Source organism: Pseudomonas sp. GW823-FHT03E05 (assembly GCF_058796855.1).
The window spans coordinates 1,056,395-1,076,691 of sequence record NZ_JBXAJB010000001.1; the positions used below are offsets into that span (position 1 = coordinate 1,056,395).

At 64.2% G+C, this 20,297-nt stretch carries 16 protein-coding genes; 9 read left to right on the forward strand and 7 right to left on the reverse strand.

Annotated elements, in window-relative coordinates; all coding sequences use genetic code 11:
- Positions 1-21: 21 nt before the first annotated feature.
- Positions 22-1,875: a polyurethane esterase A gene (gene pueA / locus AC1RCO_RS04730; RefSeq protein ID WP_065364145.1), complete on the forward strand. Its 1,854-nt coding sequence runs from the start codon at positions 22-24 to the stop codon at positions 1,873-1,875.
- 164 nt (positions 1,876-2,039) lie between these two features.
- Positions 2,040-2,420 (forward strand): hypothetical protein, encoded by a 381-nt coding sequence (locus AC1RCO_RS04735; RefSeq protein WP_041118378.1) that lies wholly within the window; start codon positions 2,040-2,042, stop codon positions 2,418-2,420.
- Positions 2,421-2,436: 16 nt separating this feature from the next.
- Here the strand turns inward: AC1RCO_RS04735 and AC1RCO_RS04740 are convergent, their stop codons facing one another.
- Positions 2,437-2,661: a YgdI/YgdR family lipoprotein gene (locus AC1RCO_RS04740; RefSeq protein WP_011061484.1), complete on the reverse strand. Its 225-nt coding sequence runs from the start codon at positions 2,659-2,661 to the stop codon at positions 2,437-2,439.
- 206 nt (positions 2,662-2,867) lie between these two features.
- Here AC1RCO_RS04740 and AC1RCO_RS04745 point away from each other — a divergent pair, with 206 nt between their 5' ends.
- On the forward strand, positions 2,868-4,514 hold the full coding sequence (locus tag AC1RCO_RS04745) for a VRR-NUC domain-containing protein (protein ID WP_123430754.1): 1,647 nt from the start codon (positions 2,868-2,870) through the stop codon (positions 4,512-4,514).
- Positions 4,511-6,787: an ATP-dependent DNA helicase gene (locus AC1RCO_RS04750; RefSeq protein ID WP_492617445.1), complete on the forward strand. Its 2,277-nt coding sequence runs from the start codon at positions 4,511-4,513 to the stop codon at positions 6,785-6,787. Before AC1RCO_RS04745 ends, AC1RCO_RS04750 begins: the two co-directional genes overlap by 4 nt.
- A 24-nt stretch (positions 6,788-6,811) precedes the next feature.
- Here AC1RCO_RS04750 and AC1RCO_RS04755 read toward each other — a convergent pair whose 3' ends face one another.
- The 6 genes from AC1RCO_RS04755 to AC1RCO_RS04780 all read right to left on the reverse strand — a co-directional run bounded on the left by AC1RCO_RS04755 (position 6,812) and on the right by AC1RCO_RS04780 (position 16,291).
- Entirely contained in the window at positions 6,812-7,219 is a 408-nt protein-coding gene (locus AC1RCO_RS04755) for a TIGR03067 domain-containing protein (protein ID WP_015635749.1), read from the reverse strand.
- Positions 7,220-7,245: 26 nt separating this feature from the next.
- Entirely contained in the window at positions 7,246-7,893 is a 648-nt protein-coding gene (locus AC1RCO_RS04760) for a response regulator (protein WP_065364724.1), read from the reverse strand.
- Positions 7,894-7,967: 74 nt separating this feature from the next.
- Positions 7,968-11,147 carry a hybrid sensor histidine kinase/response regulator gene (locus tag AC1RCO_RS04765; protein ID WP_492617446.1) on the reverse strand — a complete coding sequence of 1,060 codons (3,180 nt, stop codon included), beginning with the start codon at positions 11,145-11,147 and terminating at the stop codon, positions 7,968-7,970.
- A 106-nt stretch (positions 11,148-11,253) separates the two neighbouring features.
- On the reverse strand, positions 11,254-12,444 hold the full coding sequence (gene pvrR / locus AC1RCO_RS04770; RefSeq protein WP_404672648.1) for a response regulator cyclic di-GMP phosphodiesterase PvrR: 1,191 nt from the start codon (positions 12,442-12,444) through the stop codon (positions 11,254-11,256).
- Positions 12,431-15,268: an ATP-binding protein gene (locus AC1RCO_RS04775; protein ID WP_492617447.1), complete on the reverse strand. Its 2,838-nt coding sequence runs from the start codon at positions 15,266-15,268 to the stop codon at positions 12,431-12,433. The genes pvrR and AC1RCO_RS04775 overlap by 14 nt, the downstream gene beginning before the upstream one ends.
- Before the next feature lie 201 nt (positions 15,269-15,469).
- On the reverse strand, positions 15,470-16,291 hold the full coding sequence (locus tag AC1RCO_RS04780) for an aldo/keto reductase (RefSeq protein WP_011061477.1): 822 nt from the start codon (positions 16,289-16,291) through the stop codon (positions 15,470-15,472).
- Between the two features lie 222 nt (positions 16,292-16,513).
- Here AC1RCO_RS04780 and AC1RCO_RS04785 point away from each other — a divergent pair, with 222 nt between their 5' ends.
- The 5 genes from AC1RCO_RS04785 (at position 16,514) to AC1RCO_RS04805 (ending at position 20,288) form a co-directional block, all read left to right on the forward strand.
- A complete protein-coding gene (locus AC1RCO_RS04785; protein WP_011061476.1) occupies positions 16,514-16,729 on the forward strand; it encodes a TOBE domain-containing protein in 216 nt (71 codons plus the stop codon).
- A 41-nt stretch (positions 16,730-16,770) separates the two neighbouring features.
- Complete coding sequence (locus AC1RCO_RS04790) at positions 16,771-17,808, forward strand: isopenicillin N synthase family dioxygenase (RefSeq protein WP_065364140.1); 1,038 nt, start codon at positions 16,771-16,773, stop codon at positions 17,806-17,808.
- Between the two features lie 28 nt (positions 17,809-17,836).
- Entirely contained in the window at positions 17,837-18,646 is an 810-nt protein-coding gene (locus AC1RCO_RS04795) for a MetQ/NlpA family ABC transporter substrate-binding protein (RefSeq protein WP_011061474.1), read from the forward strand.
- A complete protein-coding gene (locus tag AC1RCO_RS04800; RefSeq protein WP_492617448.1) occupies positions 18,643-19,620 on the forward strand; it encodes a methionine ABC transporter ATP-binding protein in 978 nt (325 codons plus the stop codon). Before AC1RCO_RS04795 ends, AC1RCO_RS04800 begins: the two co-directional genes overlap by 4 nt.
- A 65-nt stretch (positions 19,621-19,685) precedes the next feature.
- On the forward strand, positions 19,686-20,288 hold the full coding sequence (locus AC1RCO_RS04805) for a methionine ABC transporter permease (RefSeq protein WP_169891845.1): 603 nt from the start codon (positions 19,686-19,688) through the stop codon (positions 20,286-20,288).
- Positions 20,289-20,297: the final 9 nt, after the last annotated feature.

Here is a 20,297-nt window from a genome sequence, read left to right on the forward strand (position 1 = left end):
AACAACAGAAGAGGCAATACCATGGGTGTGTTTGACTACAAGAACTTCACTGCAAGTGACTCCAAGGCGCTGTTTTCCGATGCGCTGGCGATCACCCTGTACTCCTACCACAACATCGACAACGGCTTTGCCGAGGGCTACCAGCACAACGGCTTCGGCCTGGGCCTGCCGGCGACCCTGGTCACGGCGCTGATCGGCAGCGGCAATTCCCAGGGGGTAATCCCCGGCATTCCCTGGAACCCCGACTCCGAGAAGGCCGCGCTGGATGCCCTGCACCAGGCCGGCTGGTCCACCATCAGCGCCCAGCAACTGGGCTACGACGGCAAGGTCGATGGCCGGGGAACCTTCTTTGGCGAGAAGGCCGGCTACGGCACGGCCCAGGTGGAAATCCTCGGCAAGTACGATGCCCAGGGCCACCTGGAGTCCATCGGCATTGCCTTTCGCGGCACCAGCGGGCCACGGGAATCGGTGATCAGTGACACCATCGGTGATGTGATCAACGACCTGCTGGCGGCCCTGGGCCCCAAGGACTATGCGAAGAACTATGCCGGCGAGGCATTCGGCAAGCTGCTGGGAGATGTCGCGGCCTTCGCCCAGGCCAATGGCCTGTCGGGCAAGGATGTCCTGGTCAGCGGCCACAGCCTGGGCGGGCTGGGGGTCAACAGCCTGGCGGACCTGAGCAGCGAACGCTGGTCGGGGTTCTACAAGGACTCCAACTACATCGCCTACGCCTCGCCGACCCAGAGCGCCAGCGACAAGGTGCTGAACATCGGCTACGAGAACGACCCGGTGTTCCGCGCCCTGGACGGCTCAACCTTCAACCTGTCGTCCCTCGGGGTGCATGACGCCCACCAGGACTCGGCGACCAACAACATCGTCAACTTCAACGACCATTACGCCTCGACCCTGTGGAATGTGCTGCCGTTCTCGATCCTCAACATTCCCACCTGGCTCTCCCACCTGCCCACCGGCTACGGCGACGGCCTGACCCGGGTGCTGGAGTCGAAGTTCTACGACTTCACCAGCAAGGACTCCACCATCGTGGTAGCCAATCTGTCGGACCCGGCCCGGGCCAGTACCTGGGTCCAGGACCTCAACCGCAATGCCGAGACCCACAAGGGCAGCACCTTCATCATCGGCAGCGACGGCAACGACCTGATCCAGGGCGGCAGCGGCAACGACTACCTGGAAGGCCGGGCCGGCAACGATACGTTCCGCGACAGCGGCGGCTACAACATCATCCTCGGCGGCCAGGGCAGCAACACCCTGGACCTGCAGCAGTCGGTCAAGAACTACAGCTTTGCCAGCGACGGCGCCGGGACCCTGTACCTGCGTGACGCCAATGGCGGTATCAGCATGACCCGCGACATTGGCGCGATCCAGAGCAAGGAGCCGGGCTTTCTCTGGGGCCTGTTCAAGGACGATGTGATCCACCAGGTCACCGACCAGGGCCTCAAGGCCGGCGGGCAGCTTACCCAGTACGCCTCGTCGGTCAGGGGCGATGCGGGCGACAACGTGCTCAAGGCCCATGCCGGCGGCGACTGGCTGTTCGGCCTGGACGGCAACGACCACTTGATCGGCGGCCAGGGCAACGACGTGTTCGTTGGCGGTGCCGGCAACGACCTGATGGAAGCCGGAGGCGGCAACAATACCTTTCTGTTCACCGGGCATTTCGGCCAGGACCGCATCCTCGGCTACCAGGGTGGCGACAAGCTGGTGTTCATGGGGGTGAGCGGCGTGCTGCCGGACCAGGACTATCGGGCTCATGCCAGCAGCAGTGGTAACGACACGGTGCTGACCTTCGGCCAGGACTCGGTGACCCTGGTGGGGGTCAGTCTGGAGCACCTCAACGGTTCCGGCATCGTTCTCGCCTGATGCCGGCGCGGCGCGAGGCCTGCAATGGGCCTCGCACCGTTCATTGCCGGGGGGAAGTGACCTGCCAGTCGATTTGCGACTCCAATAACGGTAAAGCTGAAACGTGTCAGCTCGTTAGTACAGGCAGGCATTCACGCTACGGCAATGACAGGAGAGTTTTGACGGTGAGTAACAGCAAGAGGTATGCGAGCGGTGTGGTGCTGGCCCTGTGGGTGGTCATGGCATCCGCCGAGGAATTGCCTCACAGCTCGATTTTGAAGCGCTATGGGGTGACCCCGGACCAGTTGCCGGCCGGCCAGCCGGCGCCTGAAGTGAAGGAGGAGCCGGCCCCGAGCCGCTTCCATGTGCAACCCGAACAACCCTGGGCCCAGGTCCGTCTGGGGGACGACAAGAGGCCGGATACCACCGGCAACATCAGCATCGACAACGCCGAGGCCCGGGAGCGCGAGCGTTGCCAGCAGGTGCGTAACGAATTGTCCAGGCGCGGCAAGCCCCTGGGGATTTTCTGCGAGCCAGGGCAGGGGCCCTTTCCCTGGTCGCACTGACTTCAACCGCAGCGGATCATTTTTCCTGGCGGACGGTGGCCACATCGTCCGCCTTGACCCGGATGGTCTTGCCGGAAATGTCCTGGAATTCATAGAAGCCGTCGGCGGTCTTGGTCTTGGGCTGGTCCCGGGTCAGGTATTGGGTGCCGTTCTGCAGGGTCACCACAGTGGGCGAGGCGCAACCGGCCAAGGCCATGGCGCCGCAAGCGGCCAGAAACAATCCCAGGTTCTTCACTTTCATACAGACCTCTCATCAATGATGCGCACGCGCATTGGCGCCGGACACTATAGCCATGGGCCCTTGGTGTAGTGAAGACGACGAAAGTTCGCCAGGGAATTGTAAAAAACTTCGCTGTGCCATTTATCCAATAGTGTTTGCCAGACCCGGTCGCCGGCTGTTATCTGTATGCATAACCAGTATCCGATCAGCCGTGGCGCTTGCGTTCAGTGACTTCCAATCCCCTCGAAAACCCCCTCTATTACCTGCACAACTTCCGCCAGGTATTGAACTGGCTGCAGCTGCGCTATGCCGATGTGCTGAGCGCCGATGAACAGCGCTTCATCCTTGATTTCGCGCAACTGGCCGAGCCTTCCCAGGCCTTGCTGGTGCGCATGGTGATGCGCAAGGGCCGGCACTTTCGCCTGAGCAAGCTCAGCTACCCGGAGATCGGCGACAGCGCCGCGGCCCTGGAGCCGTTGCTGGCGCTGGGCTGGGTCGATGAGCAGGCGCCGCTCTGCCTGGAGGAACTGTTCGGCCTGCTGCAAAAGGCCGAGATCCTGCAGTGCTTCAACGGGCTTGCGGCCAAGGCCAGGAAAGACCAGTGGCTGGAAGAGCTAACCCAGCAGGGCCTGGCGCCCCAGGCATTCGCCCAGTGGTGCCCGGCGCTGCCAGACCGGCTCCTGAGCCTGACGCTGATGCCGCTGTGCGATCGCCTGCGCCTGATGTTCTTTGGCAACCTGTATCAGGACTGGTCGGAATTCGTCCTCGCGGACCTGGGCATCTACAGCTACGAGAAGGTCGAGATCAGTGCCGATGCCCGTGGCCTGCGCAGCCGCGAAGACGTGGACGGCTTCCTCTATCTGCATGAGTGCCAGGAAGCGTTCGAGGCCGGCGCCGAATTGCCCGAGGTGCTGGCGCACATTGCCCGCTTCCAGACCCTCAACCCCTGGCTGGAAAAACGCCGGGCCAAGCTGCTGTTTCAGCTCGGCCAGCAGTGCGAGCGCCTGGCGCAGTGGGCGCTGGCCCGGCAGATCTACCAGGAGTGCGCCTACCCGGGCGCGCGATCGCGATTGATCCGGGTGCTGGAGCGCAGCGCCGAATACCAGGCCGCCCTGGCGCTGGCCGAGCAGGCCGCTGCCGCGCCCGAGAGCGCCGCCGAGGCCCAGCATCTGCTGCGGATCATGCCCCGGCTGCGGCGCAAGCTGGGCGGGCCGCCGGCGCCCCGGGCGGCCAACCGCGAGGTGCAGCGCCTGGACCTGTGCCTGGCGCGTGACGCCGACGGCCTGGCGGTGGAACTGCATGTCCAGGCCCATCTGCACCAGCCCCAGGCGCCGGTGCACTACGTGGAGAACAGCCTGATCAATTCGTTGTTCGGCCTGTTGTGCTGGCCGGCGATCTTTGCCCCCTTGCCCGGTGCGTTTTTCCACCCGTTCCAGCGTGGGCCGGTGGACCTGTTCAGCGAAGACTTCCATCAGCGGCGCAGCGAACTGTTCCAGGCCTGCCTGGCAGAACTCGACGATGGCCGTTACCGGCAGAGCATCCGCCAGCGCTTCGTGGCCAAGTGGGGGTTGCAGTCGCCCTTCGTGTTCTGGGGTGCGCTGAGCGAAGAGTTGCTCGACCAGGCCCTCGACTGCCTGCCCGCCGAGCACCTGAAACACTGGTTCCAGCGCCTGCTGCTGGACATCAAGGCCAACCGCGCCGGCATGCCGGATCTGATCCAGTTCTGGCCCGAGCAGAAGCGCTACCGGATGATCGAGGTCAAGGGCCCGGGGGATCGCTTGCAGGACAACCAGCTGCGCTGGCTGGATTTCTGCCAGGAACACCGGATGCCGGTGGCGGTGTGCTACGTGCAGTGGCAGGACCCCAGCGCGTGAGTTATCGCGTCGCGGTGCGCGCCCTGTGCGAATTCAGCGCCAAGGCCGGCGATCTGGACCTGCGCTTCACCCCATCGCCCACGGCGCTGGAGGGCATTGCCGGGCACCGTACCGTGGCTTCGCGACGCAACCCCGGCTACCAGAGTGAAGTGGCCCTGGAGGGGCGATACGCCGAGCTCTTGGTCAAGGGCAGGGCGGACGGCTACGACCCGGCGCAGAACCTGCTGGAGGAGATCAAGACCTACCGTGGCGACCTTGAGCGCATGCCCGACAACCATCGTCAATTGCACTGGGCCCAGGCCAAGGTCTATGGCTGGCTGCTGTGCCAGAGCCTGCAACTGCCGAGCATCCGTGTCTCGCTGGTGTATTTCGATGTGCTCAGCGAAGGCGAAACCGCGCTGGTGCAAGAGCACAGCGCCGAGGCGCTGGAAGAGTTCTTCAATCGCCAGTGCGCGCTGTTCCTGCACTGGGCGCAACAGCAAATGCACCATCGCGCGACCCGGGACCAGGCCACCCGCGACCTGCGCTTTCCCCACGCCGAGTTTCGTCGCGGCCAGCGCCCGCTCGCCGAGTCGGTGTACAAGGCGGTGAGCACCGGGCGCTGCCTGCTGGCCCAGGCCCCCACCGGCATCGGCAAGACCCTGGGCACGATCTTTCCCATGCTCAAGGCCATGGCTGCGCAGCAGCTGGACACACTGCTGTTTCTCACCGCCAAGACCCCGGGCCGGCAACTGGCCCTGGATGCCGCCCGGGTGCTGTTCTCCGGGGTGCCGGGGCTGGCGTTGCGGGTGCTGGAGCTGGTGGCCCGGGACAAGGCCTGCGAACACCTGGACAAGGCCTGTCACGGTGAGTCCTGCCCGCTGGCCAAGGGCTTTTACGACCGCCTGCCGGCGGCACGCCAGGCCGCCAGCCAGGTGCCATTGCTGGATCGTCAGGCGCTGCGCGAGGTGGCCCTGGAGCATCAGGTCTGCCCCTACTACCTGAGCCAGGAAATGGCTCGCTGGAGTGACCTGGTGGTGGCCGACTACAACTACTACTTCGACTTCAGCGCCTTGCTCTTCGGCCTGGCCCAGGCCAACCAGTGGCAGGTGGCGGTGCTGGTGGACGAGGCCCACAACCTGGTGGAGCGCGGGCGTGGCATGTACAGCGCGAGCCTGGACCAGCAGCAATTGGCGAGCGTGCGCAGCAGCGCGCCCCAGGCCTTGAAGAGCCCGTTGCAGCGGCTCAATCGCGAGTGGAATGCCTTGCACAAGGAGCAGGTGGCCGAGTATCAGGCCTATGCCCAGCTACCTGCCGCGCTGCTCAAGGCCCTGGCCCTGTGCGTAGCGGCCCTGGGGGACTATTTCAACGAACAGCCCCGGGGCCTGGACAGCGGTTTGCAGGGCCTGTATTTCGAACTGCTGCAGTTTGCCCGGGTGGCGGAGCTGTTCGATGAGCAGCAGTTCATCTTCGACATCAGCAAGCGCGCCCTGGGCGCCAAGCGCAGCCTGTCGCGCCTGAGCCTGCGCAATGTGGTGCCGGCGGCGCTGCTGGGGCCACGGTTGGCGGCGGCTCGCAGCACGGTGCTGTTCTCCGCCACCCTCAATCCCCGAGGTTACTACGCTGACCTGCTGGGGCTGCCGGACAACACCGTGTGGCTGGATGTGGAATCGCCGTTCGACGCCGGGCAGCTGGAGGTGCAGATTGTCAGCCGCATTTCTACCCGCTATGCCCACCGGCAGGCCTCCCTGGCGCCGATTGTCGAGCTGATGGCCCGGCAGTTCGCGGCGCGTCCGGGCAACTACCTGGCGTTCTTCAGCAGCTTCGACTACCTGCAACAGGTGGCCGGGTTACTGGCGCGCGAGCACCCGGACATTGCGCTCTGGTGCCAGTCCCGAGGCATGGACGAGGCTTCGCGGCAGGACTTTCTCCAGCAGTTTCGCCCAGAGGGGCAGGGTATCGGTTTCGCCGTACTCGGCGGTGCTTTCGGCGAGGGCATCGACCTGCCGGGGTCGAAACTCATCGGGGCCTTTGTCGCCACTCTCGGCCTGCCCCAGCTCAACCCGCTGAACGAGCAGATGAAGCAGCGCATGGCGGCGCTGTTCGGCTCCGGCTATGACTACACCTACCTGTACCCGGGCCTGCAGAAAGTGGTGCAGGCGGCAGGGCGGGTGATCCGTGGCCAGTCCGACCGTGGGGTGCTGGTGCTGATCGATGATCGCTTTGCCGAACCCAGGGTCCGCCAGCTGCTGCCGAGCTGGTGGGCCCTGGACGCGCCGCCGGCTGGCGGCTAGGCCGGGCAGGAGGGGTGTGCCGGTTCAGGCCTGGCGAGCGCGGACAAAGCGGCGCAGGGTCTGGCCCGGGCCCGTGCGGAAATGGCTTGGCCGGGGTTGGCCGGCATCGGCGGCGATGAATACGAACTCATCGTCGCTCAGCTGGTAGCTGGCCGGCAGCGCCTGGCCGGCGTCTGCGCCCATGGAGTCAGTCCAGGTGATCGACTTGGGATGGGTGCTGCTGTCGAGGGTAAAGGTGCCGGCCAGCAGCAGTTCACCGGCCGGGGTCACCACGCGAAAATCCTGCCCTTCGATAAAGGTCAGGGCGCCGGGGGCGCTGTGTTCGTCCGGTGGGTTGAGCACGCCGCTGTCTTCCATCGCGATCTGTTCCCAGGCCCCTTGCAAGCGTTGCAGCTCCAGCAGGTCGGCGGCTTCGGGTGAAATCAAATCCATTTTCAGGCAGTTCCTTGGGCTGGGAATCAGTTGAATATATTGCGGCCAATGCAGTAGGTCAGGAGGTCCTGGTCGCTCTGCACCTCCAGTTTACGCATGGCGGAGATCTTCTGCGCGCTGATGGTCTTGGCGCTGCGGTTCTGGCTGCGGGCGATCTCGCTGACACTCTTGCCGGAAACGAACAGGCGCAGAATCTCGAATTCCTTGGGCGACAGGGTGGAGATGCGCTCGTCGATGGCGACATTGGATTCCAGCACCGAATTGGGGGCCGGCTCCAGGCTGCGATACACGGCTTTCTGGGCAATGGCCTTGAGGGCGACCTGGATTTCCTCGTGCAACTGGCTCTTCTGGATCACCCCGACCACACCCAGCTCCCGCAGGCGGGTGAGGATCAACTGATTGGAAATCATGGTCAGGATCAGGATCTGCACGTGCGGGAAGTTGCGCTTGAGGTATTCCACCAGCTTCAGGCCATCACCGTAGGGCGAGTCCCCGGGCATGTTGTAGTCGGTGATGACCACATCCACCTGGCAGCTTTCCAGCTTCTGGATCAGGCCTTGGGAAGACAGGGTTTCGCCGACGATCTCGAAGCGCTCATCACGCTCCATCAGCTCACGCACACCGAGCAACACGATAGGGTGATCGTCAGCGATGACTACTTTCAGTTTTTCCATGGCAAACACACCCGTGCAATACGCAATTTAGTAAAGGAGCTAGGGACCGTCGGTACATTAAACCCAGCAGGCCATTATTCAAGGGGCAACAGGAGTCTGGACAAGCGTTGCATCAGTTGCCTGGCCTGGGCTTGCAAATCCGCAGTCAGAGCACCGTCCAGCAATCGGCACTCCAGTTCGGCGCACGCCTTGGCCAGTGGGGCTGCCTGCACCGCCCCCATGGCGCCGGCGATGCTGTGCAGTCGTGCGGCGGCGATCTTGCCGGCGCCGCTGTCCAGCGCCTCCGCCAGCCGCCGCAGATCCTCGTGCATGGTACTGAGAAACAGCGGGCGCATTTTCTCGGTGACTTGAATCCGGTCGCCTTGCGCTGTGTCGGGGGGAGGCGGGGACGGTGCGGCCGGCGGAATGCTGGGCGCTGCGGTCGCGTTGCTGGTGGGGCACAACTTCGACAGATGCCCCCGCAGGGTCTGCAGGTTCATGGGTTTGACTATCCAGGTGTTCATGCCGGCGGCGAGGCAGCGGATGCCTTCCTCGCGCAATGCATTGGCGGTGACACCGATGATCGGCAGTTGCGGGTCGCGGCGACGCAGCTCCCGGGCCAACTCGTAGCCGTTCATGAGTGGCATATTGACGTCGGTGATCACGATGTCGAAGCGCTGTGGCTGCCAGTGTTCCAGGGCCTGCTTGCCATTGGCCGACAGGGTCACCTGGCAGCCCAGGGCCTGCAGTTGTTCCTTGATGATTGCCTGGTTGATCGGGCTATGTTTGGCCACCAGGATGCGCAGGTTCAGTTGGCCCATGCGGCCGGCTCTGTGCTGTGCCTGGCACAGGGGCAGGCCCTGGTGGGCCAGCACCGCGGCCTGGGCGATGGCGCGAATATCGTGGGCGTCGACCTGCCAGGAGGTGGCCTGCGGCAGGCGGCCACTACCGCCCCCGGAGACGGCACTGACGCATGGGCCAGGCCAGGAGGCCAGGCCATCCCGGGGCAGCATGTCGATGAGCACGCCAGTCTGCGGCTCGTCGCTCCAGCCAGGGGGGGCCGGATGGGCCGGGACTCCCAGGCGGCCGAGCCAGTCACAGGTGTTTTTCAGCAGCTCCGGCACCGGAGCCCGGACATACACTGGCGAACCTTCGGGCCATGGCAGCAATGGCGGCAGCCCTCCTGGCAGGCAGCGCAGCGTCAGGCGCAAAGAGAAACTACTGCCTAGCCCCGGCTCGCTGGTCACCTGCATCTGCCCACCCATCATCTGGCACAGGCGCTCGCAGATCGCCAGCCCGAGGCCGGCCCCGGCTTCGTTGGAGGCGTCGCGTACCTGGAAGAAGGGGACGAACAGCTGGGGTTGTTGCTGGGCTGAAATGCCGATCCCGGTATCGGTGACTTGCCATTCGATACGGGCTTGCTGGTCGCGCAACTCCAGCAACCGGACCCGCAACACCACCCGGCCGCTTTCGGTGAACTTGATCGCATTGCTCAGCAGGTTGTTGAGAATCTGGCTGATTCGCGCGGCGTCCCCCAGCAGCAGATCCGGCAGGTTGGGGTCGATGCAGGCATAGAACAGCAGGCCGCGCCGCTGGGCAGAGGCAGCGTGAGCGTGCAAGACATCCTCCAGCATGTCCAGCGGGCAGAACTCCAGCGGATCGATGCTCATTTGCCCGGCCTCGATCCTGGAGACGTCGAGCACATCGCTGATCAACTGGAACAGGGTGCTGGAGGAGCGCTGGATGGTCTGCAGGTAGTCGCTCTGGCGGCTGTCCAGGCGGGTCAGGCCGAGCAGTTCCAGGGTGCCGAGCACGCCGTACAGCGGGGTGCGGATTTCATGGCTCATGGTGGCCAGGAACAGGGTCTTGGCGGCATTGGCGGCGTCCGCCGAGCGCCTGGCCCGGTCCAGCGCCTTGGCATCTTCCACATGCCGGGTGACATCGTTGAAGGTACACACCAGCACATCCTGGCGTTGGTAGCGGGTCGAGACGAACTCTACCTGCAGGTAGCGCCCGTCGATGTCGAGGCTGGTTTCGCCGCTGTCGATCAGGCTGCGGTCCTGGGCCAGCCGAGACAGCAGTTGCGCCGTGCCTTGCCATTGCTCGGCCTGACGGTTCTGCAGGATTACCTGGAGGTTGTCGCGGCTCACCACGCATAGCCCCGAGGGAACGGTGTCGATGACCACACGGTTGAAGTCTTCGCTTTCATTGAGGCATTGCTGCGCCCGTTGCGCCGGGACCACCACCTTGTTGCGGTACCAGCGGCTGGCGGCCCAGCCGCAGGCGATGCTGCCTACCCCGAGGGCCAGCAAGCTCAGCATGGCCCACAGTGCGTAGTCGAGGTAGTTCCTGTAGCTGATGGCATAGAGCCCGGTCCACAGCTGGGGAGTCTGGCTGGTCACCTTGACGATCATCCCCTGTAGGCCGAAGTTGAGGCCTTCACCCAGCACGTCGGCAGGCGCCGGGTCGCCGGTGAGGGCGGTACCGGAAGGCTCGATGAGGGTGAAGTCGTCGTAGATCGACCAGTGCCTGGTGTGCTCGAGGTGATTGAGGTCATCCAGGCTCAGCAGTGACGCGACCACGCTCCAGTCGTTGCCTCCCTGGACATCCAGCGGTGGAGCCGGCTCATGCAGGTTGATGTACGCCAGGAACCTGGTCGGTAGAGCTTCCGACGCGGGCGGCCTGTACTGTTGCCAATGGATCTGGTGGTCGGCAAAGCCGTCGCTCTTCACGAGCTGCTGGTGCAGCACCTGATCTGCCACCTTGGTGTCGGGCGCGGTGTTTCCCCCGGGGGGGCTGATGTCGAAATGGCCGAAGGTGTTGAACACAAAGGTTCGCGGAGCGACATGCTGCGAGCCTGACCAGAAGGCGCTGTAGAAACTCGACAGCTGTAGCCCCAGGGCGAACACCCTGGGCAGCTCGCCGGCCGCTGGCTGCTGGGGGTACAAGCTCAGGCTGAAGGGCGTTGCGAAGGGGGATTGCTGGCCTGCGGTGGGCGGGAAGGCTTGCAGGGTCAGGTGATGAGGGGCGTCGAGGCTCAGGGCGTCGATCGAATGGCGCGCGGCCAGGCGTTTGAGAAACAGTTCCTGCTCCTGGATGTTCTCCATCAGTTGGGCGAAATGTAAGCGCACGTTGCTGTTCTGTTCATCGAACAGACGCTCGAGGGTCCAGTACAGGGTGGCGAACAGCAGCAGCGCCAGGCCCAACAGTATGCCCGTGTTCAATCGGGGCAAGCTGCGAGCCAGGTTCTGCAGCAAGGTGCTGCTTTCTTTCATCACTGATTTTCCAAACACATATAAGGGCCCTGCCGAGATTCCTATCTCTGGGGCAGGACCGTCAGCGATGAGTGACTGTTGCGTGGGCAGGCAATGGGTTCATCGGTTAATACACCGTGGCCGGCCCGTCTTGGGCCAGCAGTTGCTGAAACTGTTGCGAGGAGACCGCATGGGAAATCAGGAAGCCCTGCACCTGGGTGCAGTCGATCTTGCGCAACAGAGCCAGTTCGTGGGCGCTTTCCACGCCTTCGGCGACGACCGTCAGGCCCAGTTGCCGGCCCAGGGCGATGATGCAGGTCAGGGCCTGGGCTATTTCTTCATTGTTGTGGCAGCCCTGGACCAGCCCCCGGTCGATCTTCAATTCGGTGAAGGGTGTCGATACCAGGTTCATGTAGGAGCTGTAGCCCTTGCCGAAGTCGTCCTGGGACAGGCCGAAGCCCTTGATGCGCAGGCGGCAGGCTCCGGCGTAGAAGTTGCTGATGTGCTCCGGGGTCGAACACTCCATGAGTTCGAAGCAGATCCTGGCCGGCACACCGTTGTGCTGGATCACGAAGTCGTACAGGCGGTCGGCCAGGTCGGGGCTGTTGAGCAGGTGGGTCGGCAGGTTGATGGACACGGGGATGTCATAGCCGTCTTCGCGCCAGTGCACCTGGGCCTCAAGGGCCTGCTCCAGGATCAGCCACAGCAGTTCTTCTTCGAGGCGGGCCACGGTGAGTGCCGGCAGGAAGTCGCAAGGCAGGAGCATGCCGTGTTGTGGGTGGATCCAGCGCACCAGGGCTTCGGCGGCGACGATGCGACCGTTGTTCAAGGCTTTCTTGGGTTGGAACCAGGCCTGGATCTGCCCGTTGCGCAGGGCTTCACGCAGGGTCTCTGGGCTGCATTCGACCCCGATCTGTGGGGGGCTGCTGTCATTGGCGAGCCCTGGCAACTGAGCGGTGAGTGCACGCAGTGCAGCCAGGTTCACGGGTTTGGAAATCAACCCGATGACCTTCAGCCCCAGGTTGCGGGCCACCAGGCTGGCGCCCATCAGCATGCGCCGGGATGACGCACTCATGATGGCCAGGGCCGGGCGCACGCGATGGGTGGCCAGGCTCTGGATGAACTGCACGCCATCCATGCCGGGCATCAGCAGGTCTGTCAGTACCAGGTCGAAGTGCCGCTGCTTGAGGCGTTCCAGCGCTTCTTTGCCGCTGCTTGCCACCTCCAGCTGGTAGGGCCCCAGCTCGTTGAACAAGTGTTGCAGGTACATGTACTGAAACGGCTGATCTTCGACGATCAAAATGCTACAGGACTTCATGGGGGGCTCTTTCATAGGGCGCCAGATAGTTGAACAACGCTCTTAATGCAAAGGGCTTCACCAGGCAGTGGTTCATCCCGGCTGCAAGACAGAGCTCTTCTTCTCCGCGCATTGCATTGGCCGTTGCCCCGATGATGGGGATCGAACAGCCTTGACGCCGAAGCTCCTGGGCCAGTTCATAACCGTTGAGTTTCGGCATGTTCACATCGGTCAGCACAACGTTGAAACGACCGGCCTTCCAGATGCAGAGGGCCTCTTCACCGTTCGAGGCCAGCTCCACGCTGCACCCCAGTTCTTCCAGTTGATCCTTGAGGATCAACTGGTTGATCACGTTGTCTTCGGCCACCAGGACATGCAGGCTGAGCTTTTTCAGCTCGCGGTGATCGGAGTGATCCTCGCTCTGGGCCACCCAGACCCCCTGGGCCTGGCTGACGGCCTGATGGATCGCCCGCAGGTTGTTGGTGTTGATCTGCCAACTGCCGCCGTCGATCCGCGGTTCGTTATGGCCATCGCCGCTGGCGAGCACCAGGGGGCCCTGCCAGTCGGGTTCCAGCCGCTGCTCCACGCTGCCGGGGTGTAGTTCGATCAGTACGTTGCCCCGGGCCCGGTCGGATGGGCTCGGCAGGCTGAACTGGGCCCGGGCACCCCAGCGGCGCAGCCAGCCCGCCACCGATTCGGCCAGTTCACGCACCGGGGACACCACATAGACCATCTCCGGCAGCAATGGGCTGATCAGCGGGGTGTCGCCCTGCACGGCCGAGGCCTCCAGCGGCAGAGTCAGGGTGAAGCTGCTGCCCAGGCCGAGCTCGCTGACCATGCGGATATTGCCGTTCATCAATTGGGTCAGGCGCTGGCAGATCGGCAAGCCCAGGCCGGTGCCGGCGATCACGTTGGTGTTGCCTTCGGTCTGGTAGAAGGGCTCGAAGATCAGTGTCTGGTCGTCCTGGGCAATGCCCCGGCCGGTGTCGGAAACCTGCCAGAGGATGTTGCTGCGCTCGCCATCGCGGCTTTCGGTGCGGACCCGCAGGACAATGCGCCCGGTATCGGTGAACTTGACCGCGTTGTTCAGCAGGTTGCTGAGGATCTGGCGGATCCGGGTGACATCGCCGAGCAGGATCTCCGGCAACTGCGGGTCGACACAGGCATAGAACTGCAGGCCCTTGGCCTGGGCGGCCGCCGCGTAGCCCTGGATGATCTCGTGCACCAGATCCAGGGAGGAGAATTCGCTGAGCTCCAGGGCCAGTTGCCCGGCTTCGATCTTGGACACGTCGAGCACGTCGCAGATCAACTGCAGCAGCGTACCGGAAGAGCCTTCTATGGCTTGCAGGTAATCCTTCTGCTGGTTGTCCAGCTGGGTCCGCGACAGCAGCTCCAGGGTGCCGAGCACGCCATACAGTGGCGTGCGGATCTCGTGGCTCATGGTGGCCAGGAACAGGGTCTTGGCTTCATTGGCGGTATCGGCCAGGCGCTTGGCTTCTTCCAGCGCCGCCTCGATCTGCTTGCGAGCGCTGATATCGCTGAAGGCGCAGAACAGCACGTCCTCACCGTTGTAGCGAGTGGGGGCGGAGCTGAGGTACAGATGGCGCCCGTCGGCGGTTTCAAAGTAGTCCGAGCTGTTGGGGCGGGCCGGGTCGAAGGCCTGCTCGATCCACCCGGAACACAGCTGGTCGCGTTCGCTGCCGTTGCCCAGCCATTGCTGGGACAGGGTGTTTTCCAGCACCACCCGGCCATCGCTGCGGCGCAATACACAGAGTGCCACCGGGGCGATCTGGATCACGTCGCGGCTGAAGGCCTCGCTTTCGACCAGGGCCTGGATCCGGTGCAGGGCGGGGGCGATCAGGCGCACTTCGACCCAGTGGGTCAGCAGGCCGATCAGAGCCATGCCGGTCAGGCTGATGAGCAGCGCCGCCAGCAACTGCGGCCAGAGGCTCTTGAGCAGGTTCTGCAGGTCGAAGGAGTACACCAGTTGCCAGTCGGTGGCCCCCAGCTGCTTGCGGATCACCAGATGATCGGGCCACCAGCGGCCGCCGAGAAAGCCGAAGAAACTGCCGCCCTGGATCTGCTGCACTTCGGCGCTCAGTTGGGCGCTGGGCACGCTGCTGAAGATCAGCCCACCCTGAGAGTTGAACATCATGAAATCCCCGGCGCTCTGGTCGCTGAGGGCGGCGCAGACGCTCTTGCCGTCCATCTCCAGGCCAAGCCAGCCGGAGTGGGCGAAGCGTTCGTCGAGGCGAATGAAGATATACAGGCGGGCGCCCGCCGCGGAGTTGTCCATCAGCCACAGTTCTTCGCCGGCAGGGATCTGCTCGGGCTTGAGGGTGGCCAGCTTGTCCAGCAGCCCACCGGGCAAGTCGTCGCTTTGCGGCCGGGAGCTGAACAGACGTTGCACCTGCAGGTCGCGGGTGCCGGGAATGTAGAGCAGGTTCAGTTGCTTGTTTTGCAGGTAGTTGCGCATGCGCAGGGTCAGCCAGATCCCCCACTGGTTGCCTTGCGGCTCACCCAGCTGCAGGTACAACTGTTCTTTGGAAATGCCGCTGGCTCCTGGCGGGCCGATATGTTCCCCAGGGTCGTGGACCGCTGCCAGGCTCAGGCTTTCCAACAGGGCCGAGCGGCTGGTGAAGAATGCCTGGGCCTCGGCAATGGCGCTGCTCATGTAGCTTTGTCGTTGTGAGAGTTCGTTGTGCAGGCTGGAGCGAAGAAAGTTGTAGACCGCGCCGAACAGGCCGATCAGAAAAATCAGCGCCACGACACGAAGCAGCCGGCGGGCTGCTTCAGGACTGGAAAATAGGGGATTGATCTGATGCAGGTAGCTTTTTAATCTCATGCGCCAACTGTAATTGGGGGCATGCCAAGCAGGGATCAGACAATTCTTAAATCGCCCGGTACACAGTAGGTTTGTGGCACTTACAGTGTTCAGGCACTTCCTTATCCGTCGAACCTCGCAACTTTCCTCGTCTGTTCATTTTTCAATGACTATCGTGCAGCCTTCGCGGTTTGAAAAATGCTCGTTGCGTCGGTGTTGTGCCTAGACCATTTCCAGGCGCTGCTTGCGCCGTGGCGGAGCAAACACCTGATCCAGGGCCTGCAGGTCCTCGTCGGGCAATTGCAATTGGCCGGCCTGGGCATTCTGACGGATGTGTGCCGGGCGCACCGCCTTGGGAATCACCAGCACGCCGTCCTGGCGCAGCAGCCAGGCCAGGGCCACCTGGGCCGCGGTGACCCCATGGCGCTGGGCGACCTGCAGCAGCACCGGTTCGGCCAGCAAGGCGCCACCCTGGCCGATCGGGCAATAGGCCATGAGCGGCATCCGCCGTTGCTGGCAGGCGGGCAGCAGGTCGAACTCGATACCCCGGGACTCCAGGTTGTACAGCACCTGGTTGGTAGCGCAGGCCGGGGAGTCGAGTTCGTCCAGGTCGGCCACATCGAAGTTGGAGACTCCCCAGCGGCGGATCTTGCCGGCTTCGCGCAGGCGCTCCAGGGCGTCCACGGTTTCCGCCAACGGATACTGGCCGCGCCAGTGCAGCAGGTACAGGTCGATGAAGTCGCTGCCCAGGCGTTTCAGACTGCGCTCGCAGGCCAGGGGCAGGCCTTTGCGACTGGCGTTGTGGGGGTAGACCTTGCTCACCAGGAACACCTGGTCGCGACGCCCGGCAATGGCCTGGCCGACCACTTCCTCGGCGCCGCCTTCGCCGTACATCTCCGCGGTGTCGATCAGGGTCAGGCCCAGGTCGATGCCGGTGCGCAGGGCAGCGACTTCCTGATCCCGCAGGTGGCGGTCCTCGCCCATCCGCCAAGTGCCCTGGCCAATCACCGGAACCTGCGTGTCTGCCAGCATCAACGTGCGCATGCTTACCTCCTGGTATCTGTCGAGAGTGATCAGTGCAGGGCACAGGGAAGCAAAGCCGGCGGGCAGGGTCAAGGCTGCGCGAGGGCGGGAGGCTGGGTCTTTTATATTCTTAAAAGAAATAACTATCTAATTATTTATTCCTTTTAAGGCTTTTGCCAAAGGCGCATGTTTAGCCCCAGCCGCTCAACTCCTGAGCCCGGTGCCAGCAAAGGACTTTTCAGCATGACCATTCAAGCGATCAACGTACGCAACCAGTTCAAGGGCGTGATCAAGGAGATCCACGAAGGCCAGGTGGTTTCGGAAATCGACGTGCAGACCGCCTCGGGCATTGTCACTTCGGTGATCACCACCCGCTCGGTGCGCGACCTGGAACTCAAGGTCGGCAGCGAAGTGATCGCCTTCGTCAAGTCCACCGAAGTCTCCATCGCCAAGCTCTGAGCCGCACCTGCGGACATCGTCCATTCACAGGGGAGTGAAGCATGCCGCACTCGCTGGATATCACCGCGCTGCCGGTCCTGGACCTGAGCCAATTGCAGGGCCACCCGGAGCAGCGTCGGATCTTTCTCGACGGCTTGCGCCAGGCGGCGCGGGACGTGGGTTTCTTCTACCTGACCGGGCACGGAGTCGACAGCGGCCTGCTGCGCCGGGTGCAGGACCAGGCGCGGGCGTTCTTTGCCTTGCCCGAGGCCGACAAGGCGGCCGTGGGCATGATCCACTCGCCGCACTTTCGCGGCTATAACCAGGCGGCTTCGGAGATCACCCGGGGCCAGCCGGACCTGCGGGAACAGTTCGATCTGGGGGCCGAGCGCCAGGCCTTGCCCCTGGATCCCCACAGCCCGCCCTGGACCCGCTTGCAGGGCCCCAACCAATGGCCGGCGCAACTGCCGGCGTTCAAGCCCGTGCTGCTGGAGTGGCAGCAGGCAATGACCGCCATGTCCCTGCGCCTGTTGCGCGGCTTTGCCCAGGCATTGTCACTGCCGGAACAGGCCTTCGATGGGCTGTACGGCGAACGGCCCAACGAGCACATCAAGCTGATCCGCTACCCTGGCCGCGCGCCGGGGCAGAGCAACCAGGGCGTGGGGGCCCACAAGGATTCCGGGTTCCTCAGCTTTCTGCTGCAGGACCAGCAGGCCGGCCTGCAGGTGGAAGTGGAGGAGGGCCGCTGGATCGACGCGCCGCCCCGGGAAAACACCCTGGTGGTGAACATCGGCGAGCTGCTGGAACTGGCCACCCACGGCTATCTGCGCGCTACCGTGCACCGGGTGCAGTCGCCGCCCGCGGATCGCCAGCGGCTGTCCATCGCGTTTTTCCTCGGTGCCCAACTCGATGCCCGGGTGCCGCTGTATCCCTTGCCCGAAGCCTTGTTGCGCGAAGCCCGGGGCCCGGCCAGCGACCCCGACAACCCGCTGTTTCGCGAAGTGGGCTGGAACTACCTCAAGGGCCGCCTGCGTTCGCATCCGGACGTGGCCCGGCGTTTCTACCCCGATGCCCTGGTGCCCAAGGCACTGAGTGCCTGACCTTCATCCGCTGCTCAAGGACACTGCCATGCTGAAGAACACCGTCTTGACCCTGGCGTTGCTGGCTAGCCTGGGGGCGGCCCTGCCGACCACTGCGGCGCAGCCGTTGCGGGTAGCCGCCGACCCGGTGCCCCATGCCGAGATCCTCGCCTACGTACAAAAACTCGACCCGCAATTGCAGCTCAAGATCATCGAGATTCCCAATGGCGTGAACTCCAACGAACTGCTGGCCCACGGCGATGTGGACGCCAACTACTTCCAGCACCTGCCGTACCTCAAGTCTCAGGAACAGGCCCTGGGCCAGCCCTTCGCCGTGGCTGCCAGCGTGCACATCGAGCCCCTGGGGATCTATTCCAAGCGTCACCAGCGCTTCGAGCAGTTGCCCCAGGGCGCCAGCGTCGCGGTGCCCAACAATGTCACCAACCTCAGCCGCGCGCTGTACCTGTTGCAGAGCTACCAGTTGATCCGCCTCAAGCCCGGTTTCACCGACCCGGCCCGGGATCAGGCGACCCCCAGGGACATCGCCGACAACCCGAAACAGCTGAAGATCCTGGAGATCGAATCGCCGCAGATCCCCCGGGCCCTGGACGACGTGGACCTGGCGGTGATCAATGGCAACTACGCCCTGGAGGCCGGGCTGGTGCCGGCCAAGGATGCCCTGGGCCTGGAAAAGGCCGAGCACAATCCCTACGCCAACATCCTGGTGACCACCCCCAAGCTGCAGGATGACCCGCGCATCCGTCAGTTGGCCAAGGACCTCAACTCGCCGGAAGTAGCGGCGTTCATTACCCGCACCTACTCGGGCTCGGTGATTCCCGTCACGGACCGCCAGCCATGATCGAGGTCCAGCAGCTTTGCAAGGTCTACGGCGAAGGCCAGCCCGCGGCACTGGATCGGGTTTCGCTGACGGTTCCCGACAGGGCGGTGTACGGCATTCTCGGGCGCAGCGGCGCCGGCAAGTCGACCCTGTTGCGCTGCCTGAACCTGCTGGAGCGGCCCAGCAGCGGGCGCATCCTGATGGACGGCCAGGACCTTGGCGCCTTGTCCGCGAGCGAGCTGCGCCGGCAGCGCCAGGGCATCGGCATGATCTTCCAGGGCTTCAACCTGCTGCATTCGCGCACGGTTGAGGACAACGTCGCGGTGCCTCTGGAAATTGCCGGCCTGGGCAAAAGCCAGCGCCGCGCGCGGGTTCTGGAACTGCTGGAACTGGTGGGTCTTGGCGACAAGGCCCAGGCCTATCCTTCGCAACTGTCCGGTGGCCAGAAGCAGCGGGTGGGCATCGCCCGGGCCCTGGCCGCCGGGCCGCGTTACCTGCTGTCGGATGAGGCCACCAGCGCCCTGGACCCGGAAACCACGGCGTCGATCCTGCAATTGCTGGCGCAGATCAACCGCGAGCTGGGGCTGACCATTGTGCTGATCACCCACGAGCTGGCAGTGGTCAAGGCCATTTGCAGCCACGCCGCGTCCCTGGCGGGCGGCCGGCTGATGGAGAGCGGGGCGGTGGCCGAACTGCTGGGCAACCCGCAGTCGGCCCTGGGCAGGGCGCTGTTGCCGGGCTACAACCTGCCGTTCAACGGCAGCCAGCCCCAGGCCGAACTGACCTTTTTCGACAACCAGCGCGCGGCGCCGCTGCTGGAGCAACTGAGCCGCCAGCAGGCGCTGGAGCTCAAGGTCCTGGCCGGTGGTGTCGAAGCGGTAGGCGGCCGGCGGGTAGGGCGCCTGCGCATCGCCGCCGCCCCCGCCGACGCCGGCAAATTCCAACAACTGCTGACGGCCCTGGCCCAGCGAGGAATTCGGAGTGAACGCCTGTGAACCGCAGCCTCGATTGGCAGGAACTGGCGCAGCTGCTGCTGACCGCCACGGGTGAAACCCTGTACATGGTGCTGCTGGCCTCGCTGTTCACCCTGTTGATCGGCCTGCCCCTGGGGGTGCTGCTGTTCATCAGCCGCAAGGGCGGCCTGTACCCCATGCCAAGGCTCAACCGGCTGTTGGGCGGGCTGGTCAATCTGGGGCGCTCGCTGCCCTTCGTGGTGCTGCTGATTGCGCTGATCCCCCTGACCCGGCTGGTGGTGGGCACCACCCTGGGCAGCACTGCCGCGGTGGTGCCCATCACCATCGGCGCCTTTCCGTTTTTTGCGCGGATCGTCGAGAACGCCCTGGATGAAGTGGACCGCGGTCGGGTCGAGGCGATCCTGGCCATGGGCGGGCACATCGGCCATGTGATCTTCAAGGCGCTGCTGCCGGAAGCCTTGCCGGCCCTGCTGGCAGGGCTGACCCTGACCCTGGTGATGCTGATCGGTTTTTCCTCCATGGCCGGCGTCATCGGCGGTGGCGGCCTGGGGGACCTGGCGATCCGCTACGGCTATCAGCGGTTCAACAACCAGATCATGGTGGCCACGGTGCTGGTCCTGGTGCTGCTGGTACAGGGGGTACAGAGCTGCGGCGACCGCCTGGTGCGGGCCCTGGCCCATCGCCGCTGAGTACATTCG

Bases quoted from the DNA above. Each gene is read 5' to 3' on its own strand.
- AC1RCO_RS04795 (WP_011061474.1), top strand. From the start codon at position 17,837: ATGCTGAAGAACACCGTCTTGACCCTGGCGTTGCTGGCTAGCCTGGGG.
- AC1RCO_RS04790 (WP_065364140.1), top strand. From the start codon at position 16,771: ATGCCGCACTCGCTGGATATCACCGCGCTGCCGGTCCTGGACCTGAGC.
- AC1RCO_RS04785 (WP_011061476.1), top strand. From the start codon at position 16,514: ATGACCATTCAAGCGATCAACGTACGCAACCAGTTCAAGGGCGTGATC.
- pvrR (WP_404672648.1), bottom strand. From the start codon at position 12,444: ATGAAGTCCTGTAGCATTTTGATCGTCGAAGATCAGCCGTTTCAGTAC.
- AC1RCO_RS04755 (WP_015635749.1), bottom strand. From the start codon at position 7,219: ATGGATTTGATTTCACCCGAAGCCGCCGACCTGCTGGAGCTGCAACGC.
- AC1RCO_RS04765 (WP_492617446.1), bottom strand. From the start codon at position 11,147: ATGAAAGAAAGCAGCACCTTGCTGCAGAACCTGGCTCGCAGCTTGCCC.
- AC1RCO_RS04760 (WP_065364724.1), bottom strand. From the start codon at position 7,893: ATGGAAAAACTGAAAGTAGTCATCGCTGACGATCACCCTATCGTGTTG.
- AC1RCO_RS04775 (WP_492617447.1), bottom strand. From the start codon at position 15,268: ATGAGATTAAAAAGCTACCTGCATCAGATCAATCCCCTATTTTCCAGT.
- AC1RCO_RS04805 (WP_169891845.1), top strand. From the start codon at position 19,686: ATGGTGCTGCTGGCCTCGCTGTTCACCCTGTTGATCGGCCTGCCCCTG.
- AC1RCO_RS04800 (WP_492617448.1), top strand. From the start codon at position 18,643: ATGATCGAGGTCCAGCAGCTTTGCAAGGTCTACGGCGAAGGCCAGCCC.
- pueA (WP_065364145.1), top strand. From the start codon at position 22: ATGGGTGTGTTTGACTACAAGAACTTCACTGCAAGTGACTCCAAGGCG.
- AC1RCO_RS04740 (WP_011061484.1), bottom strand. From the start codon at position 2,661: ATGAAAGTGAAGAACCTGGGATTGTTTCTGGCCGCTTGCGGCGCCATG.
- AC1RCO_RS04780 (WP_011061477.1), bottom strand. From the start codon at position 16,291: ATGCGCACGTTGATGCTGGCAGACACGCAGGTTCCGGTGATTGGCCAG.